Source organism: Ornithinimicrobium sp. (assembly GCF_030537745.1).
Taxonomy (GTDB): Bacteria; Actinomycetota; Actinomycetes; order Actinomycetales; family Dermatophilaceae; genus Ornithinicoccus.
Genome location: NZ_JAUNVI010000082.1, coordinates 1 through 5,134, shown reverse-complemented (window position 1 = coordinate 5,134; position 5,134 = coordinate 1). Strand labels below are relative to the sequence as shown.

5 protein-coding genes are annotated in these 5,134 nt (G+C 68.4%); 1 reads left to right on the top strand and 4 read right to left on the bottom strand.

The genetic code is table 11. From position 1 onward, the window contains the following. Positions 1 to 430 precede the first annotated feature (430 nt). The 3 genes from Q4P07_RS12980 to Q4P07_RS12970 are packed head-to-tail and all read right to left on the bottom strand — an operon-like array spanning position 431 to position 4,031. Positions 431 to 1,912, bottom strand: a complete 1,482-nt coding sequence (locus Q4P07_RS12980; protein ID WP_303375337.1) for a cyclopropane-fatty-acyl-phospholipid synthase family protein — start codon at positions 1,910 to 1,912, stop codon at positions 431 to 433. Continuing rightward, complete coding sequence (locus tag Q4P07_RS12975; RefSeq protein ID WP_303375336.1) at positions 1,909 to 2,676, bottom strand: DUF1365 domain-containing protein; 768 nt, start codon at positions 2,674 to 2,676, stop codon at positions 1,909 to 1,911. The genes Q4P07_RS12980 and Q4P07_RS12975 overlap by 4 nt, the downstream gene beginning before the upstream one ends. Next, positions 2,673 to 4,031: an NAD(P)/FAD-dependent oxidoreductase gene (locus Q4P07_RS12970; protein WP_303375335.1), complete on the bottom strand. Its 1,359-nt coding sequence runs from the start codon at positions 4,029 to 4,031 to the stop codon at positions 2,673 to 2,675. The genes Q4P07_RS12975 and Q4P07_RS12970 overlap by 4 nt, the downstream gene beginning before the upstream one ends. 65 nt (positions 4,032 to 4,096) lie before the next feature. Between Q4P07_RS12970 and Q4P07_RS12965 the strand changes: the two genes are divergently transcribed. Next, on the top strand, positions 4,097 to 4,426 hold the full coding sequence (locus Q4P07_RS12965) for a hypothetical protein (RefSeq protein WP_303375334.1): 330 nt from the start codon (positions 4,097 to 4,099) through the stop codon (positions 4,424 to 4,426). Positions 4,427 to 4,527: 101 nt separating this feature from the next. Here the strand turns inward: Q4P07_RS12965 and Q4P07_RS12960 are convergent, their stop codons facing one another. After that, positions 4,528 to 4,968: a DUF2177 family protein gene (locus Q4P07_RS12960; RefSeq protein WP_303375333.1), complete on the bottom strand. Its 441-nt coding sequence runs from the start codon at positions 4,966 to 4,968 to the stop codon at positions 4,528 to 4,530. Between the last annotated feature and the right edge of the window lie 166 nt (positions 4,969 to 5,134).

Here is a 5,134-nt window from a genome sequence, read left to right as displayed (position 1 = left end):
CGCCCATGCGCGCTGGCAGCCGACGTTGCAGTGGCCCAGATCGCCCGGGGGTGGAAGGGCCGGCCTAGGCCATGCGGGCCTGGTTGTGCACTCGCCCGCGACCCGCGCCTGCGGGCCGCCTCGTGAGCTGACTGGCGCCGCCGTGGGCGGGTCAAGGTGTGCGGTGACTTTGGGTCGCTATAGCGGCCCGGATCCACCGCACAGCGCTGGGCACCAGATCGCTGCCGGCGCAGGTGCGGGTCTGCGGTGACTTTGGGTCGCTATAGCGGCCCGGATCCACCGCACAGCGCTGGCCACCGGCCGCTGCGACGTTCACGGCTGCCGCAGTTACTGCGTCACCCGTCAGCCCAGCGGCGCCGGCGCCTGCGACCGCGCCTGCGTCGTCAGCCCAGCGGCGCCTGCGCCTGGAACACCGCTACTGCCTCACCCGTCAGCCCAGCGACGCCTGCACCTGAGCCGAGACATCATTTGGTCGCCGCAAGACGATCTGTGCCACATCGATGGCACCGCCGCGGAAGCCGGCCTCGCAGTAGGCCAGGTAGTACTCCCAGACTCGGACGAAGCGCTCGCTGAAGCCGAGAGCGATCACCTCGTCCCGACGCGCCAGGAAGGACTGTCGCCACCGGCGCAAGGTCTCGGCGTAGTGCTGGCCGAAAAAGCGCGCGTGCTCGACGCGCAGCGAGGTATGCCCAGCACACACCTCGTGGACCGCGTCCAGGCTGGGCAGGGCGCCCCCGGGGAAGATGTACTTCTGGATCCAGCCGTAGGAATGGCGGGTGGAGAGATAGCGCTGGTGCGGCAGCGTGATCGCCTGCACGACCGCTGTCCCACCCGGGGCCAGCCGCTCGTCGAGGGTGCGGAAGTACGTCGGCCAGTACTCCTCACCGACGGCCTCGACCATCTCGATCGAGACGATCGCGTCATACTCCCCTTCGACCTCGCGGTAGTCCTGCAGCCGCAGATCGACCCGATCTGCTATCGCAGTGCCGCGGCGTGGCAACTCATCCAGGCCGGTGCTGCGGGCGGGCAGCTCTGCCAGCGCGGTGCCCCCGCGTGCCAAGCCTGTCCCGACGAGCAGGCTCGCGGCGCTGTGAGGTGTGGGCGCGGCATACGCCCCAGCCTCTTCCAGACGACGACGAGCGAGGGCAGCCTGCTCCTCGGACAGGGTCACCGTCACGACCGAAGCCCCACGTTGGGCGGCGCGCAGCGCAAGGGTGCCCCAGCCAGAGCCGATCTCCAGGAGGCGGGTGCCTTCCCCGACTCCGGCCAGGTCCAAGGCAGCGTCGATCTTGCGCAGCTGGGCCTCCTCCAACGACTGGGCCCGCCAGTCGAGCGAGTCGTCAAAGAGGGCGGAGGAGTAGGACAGGCTCGGGTCGAGAAAAGTGGCGAAGAGGTCGTTGGACAGGTCGTAGTGGGCCTGCACATTGCGGCGCGCGCCGGACAGGGTGTTGCGCAGCGCGGTCGGCAGCGGCTGGTCGACGAGGCCACGCAGTGCGCGCAGCGGGGCTGGTATGGCGTTGGTGATGCGCTCGGCGAAGGGCAGGAGCACGTCAGCGAGGTCGTGGCCGGGCGCTGGGCCCCACTCCTGCTCGGTGTAGCCCTCACCGATGCCGATCTTGGCCTGGCGGCCCACGCGGCTGAAGAACCGACGAGGTTGGTGGACCTGGATGCGTGGTCGACGAGGCAGAGGGCTCAGCGTATTCATCTTGCCGGGCTGCACGTCTTGCGCGAGCGCGTCCGTCTGGCCCATCGTCAACTCCTGCGCGGGCGCGCCGCTCAGCACGGTGCCATCTGCCAGCTCAATGTCGATCGGCACCCGCTTGAGCACCTGGCGGATGACCTGCCGTGCGGCCAGCCCGCGAACGCGCGCGATGAGGCCATGCCCCGGGTCGATAGCCATGGGAAGGGTCATCGGAGCTGCTCCTCGGAGTGGGGTGGGCGTGGCAGCAACGGGAGCCGTCGCCACAGTTTGATCCCGTGCAGTCGGATCAGGAGGCTGACCATCTGGGGCATGAAGGCATAGCGCAGCGCGGTCCGGGCCACCGTCCGCGGCGTCGCGGCCCGAGGCTCCCCTTCGGTCACTGCTGTGACGACGCGCTCGCCCTCGCGGTCCAAGCCGACCGTCACCCGGACGCGCCCTGGCTCGAGCACGAGGGAGACGGCATACCGGCCGGTTGCGTCGTTGAACGGTGAGACGTAGAAGTCCTTGTCGACCGAGGATCGACCGCGAGCGTCCAGATCCAGGACATAGGCGTGGCGCTCGCCATAGGTGTTGTGCACCTCGAGCACCACGGCCCGCACCTGCGTCGTCGACGACTCGGACCGACGCAGCACCCAGAAGACGGTGAGCGGATCGAAGACGTAACCGAGGACGCGCGCGTTGGCCAGCATGATGACCCGGTCGTCCTGCGCCACGGATACTCCGCGACCGGCCAGAAAACGCACCAGGTCTCCGCGGATGCCGCCACCGAGCCGCCCGCGGTCGAGGTGGTCGTCGGCGCTGAATCCGCTGACCCAGGCGAGCGGTCCGCGCAGCCGCGGCAGCTCGGCGAGATCGACGAGCCACTGGTAGGCGGTGTAGCGGAATGCGTGGCGGACCGGCCGATGACGGGTGTGCGTCACCGGCCCGACGATGAGGCTGGGGACCGGCGGTAGCGCCACCGTGAGGGCGCTCACCAGTGTCCTCCCAGACGGGTCGCGGCAGCCAGGCCGGAGCGGGCGCCGTCCTCGTGGAAACCCCACCCGAGGTGGGCGCCGGCAAAAGCCAGCTGCGGACCCCCGGCCTCCCGGAGTCGGGTGGCAGCCTCGACCGCCTCGTGGGTGAAGATCGGGTGGGCATAGTCGCGGCGCGCGATGACGTGCTGCGGGTCGACGCTGTCCTCGGCGTTGAGCGTCACCACGAAGTCGGTGCCCACCTCGGGATCGATATCGTGCAGCCGGTTCATCCAGTAGGACACGAGCGCGCCTTCGTCGGCTTGGTCGCATCCCGAGAGGCGGTAGTTCCACGACGCCTTCGCACCGCGGACCGTCGGCAGGACCGAGGAGTCGGTATGCAGAAGGGTCGGGTTGGAGGAGTACTTGATCGCTGCGAGGTCGCGCGCCTCCTCGTCCGTGGCGTCGATGAGGATGCGTCCGGCGATGTCGGCGTGGGTAGCCAGCACAGCCTGACCGAAGGACTCGGTCTGACCCTCTGCGGTGGTGACCTCGACCCCGTCGGGGCCCCGGCGCAGTGACCTGACCTCGCCAGCCAAGCCGGTGCGCACCTGCGCGCCGGCCGCCGCGAGGGCGGCCGCGACGCGCTCGACATACGCCCTCGAACCGCCGGTGACCGTCCGCCAGCTCGGTGACCCGGTGAGCGAGAGCATGCCGTGGTGCTCGAGGAACTGGAACAGGTGGCGCGCGGGGTAGGCGCGGGCGTCCTCGTGGCCCGCGGACCACACGCAGGAGACGAGGGGGAGGGCGTAGTGCTGGACAAAATAAGGATCAAAACGCTCTTCTTCGAGGAACTCTCCCCACGTCCGACCTCCGCCGGCCACGCTCTGCGCAGCGACCGCCAGCTCGCGGCGCGCAGCTCGGTGGAAGCGGGGGACCTGAGTCAACATCCTGCGGAAACGACGGTCTGCGATGCGGCGGGGCTGGGCGAAGACGCCACGGGCACCACGCCCGCCCGCATAGGAAAGACCGCAGCGTTCGCAGGTGATAGACATCGACATTTCCGTCGCCTGGGTAGGCACGTCCAACTCGGCGAAAAGACGGAGCAGGACGGGGTAGGTCTGGTCGTTGTGCACGATGAAACCTGAGTCTACGGCCAGATCGAAGCCGTCTGGAATGGCCACGTCGTGGGTGTCCGCGTGCCCACCGAGACGATCATCTGCCTCGAGCAGCGTGACCTGGTGGGTGGCGCGAAGGACGTAGGCCGCAGTGAGCCCAGCGATGCCGCCACCGATCACAGCGACGGTCGGTTTGTCCTTGATCACGTGGGCCTCCAGAAGTTGGTAGAGACTAACCTTACACAATCTATTGACAAACATGTAACAACCGGATGATTATGAAGCACGCGGTTCAGTCAGGGCCGCCCCGATCAAGGAGGACCACCATGCTTCGTATGCCGTCCCGCACCCGTCTCGCCGCCACCATCGCCGCTGCCGCACTGGCTGCCACCGTGGCCGCGGCCCCGGCAGGCGCTGCAGTTTCTCGTCCAGACATCGAATGCCAGCAGGCGGGGTTAAACACGCTGCGCAGCGCTGGACTGCTGGACGACGTCGCCCGCGGGGGATTGCCGATCGAGACCGCCCTCGCGCTGGGGGTCACCGTGCGTCCTGGCGCCGACATCTCGGGGGTGAAAAACCCGCTGAAGCTTTCCGTCATCCTCAGGGACCATCGTGCCGGCGACCAGAGCCTGTTCATCTACCCCTGGTGCAACTGAGCTGTCCAGCACGTGAGAGAGCCGCTGACCCGCGAAGGGTCGGCGGCTCTCTCGTAGTGCTGTGGGCCGTAGTGCAGTATGTCCGATCCGCTGCAGCGGCGTCAGCGGCCGAAGCGGTTGACCAGCGCGGTGGCTGAGGCTGCGGCAATGCTCGATGCGACAGTCCCCCACGCGATGTCGATCGGCACCATCCCTGCCGGGTAGTCCTTAAGGACCGCGAGGCTGGTCAGGTCGAACGTCGAGTAGGCGACGAAGCCCAGCGCGGCGCCCTGGAGGGCAGCCTTGCGCACGCTGCGCTCGGCTACGCCTGGGGCGGTAGCGAAGTGCGTGACGCCGGCGGTGTAGATGAGGTAGAACGCGGCGGCGGCCGGCACGTTGATGGGGTCGGCCATGAGGTCGCCCAGCAGCCCGCCATAGGTTTCCTTCGCGACGGTGCCCAGCCACACTCCGTCGAGGATGCCGAAAGCGACGCCGGTGGCGGCGAGGGCAGCGCCCCAGCGGGCCGGGCTCAAACGTTGACGGGTGAGGCTAGTGGGTGCCATGGTCAATCTCCTTGGAAGTAGCCGACGGCTGGGCCGTGCTCGCGACGGAACTCGCGTAGTGGATGTTCCTACGTTGACAGGTTTCTCAACATTTGACAAACCCTAGACACTCCGGTTGCGGATGTGGGTGGCCGTGCGGACCGTTCGGTGTGGCCGGGGCGACCGT

Coding starts and splice junctions, on each gene's coding strand:
- Q4P07_RS12970 (WP_303375335.1), bottom strand. CDS start 4,031: ATGTTTGTCAATAGATTGTGTAAGGTTAGTCTCTACCAACTTCTGGAG.
- Q4P07_RS12980 (WP_303375337.1), bottom strand. CDS start 1,912: ATGACCCTTCCCATGGCTATCGACCCGGGGCATGGCCTCATCGCGCGC.
- Q4P07_RS12965 (WP_303375334.1), top strand. CDS start 4,097: ATGCTTCGTATGCCGTCCCGCACCCGTCTCGCCGCCACCATCGCCGCT.
- Q4P07_RS12960 (WP_303375333.1), bottom strand. CDS start 4,968: ATGGCACCCACTAGCCTCACCCGTCAACGTTTGAGCCCGGCCCGCTGG.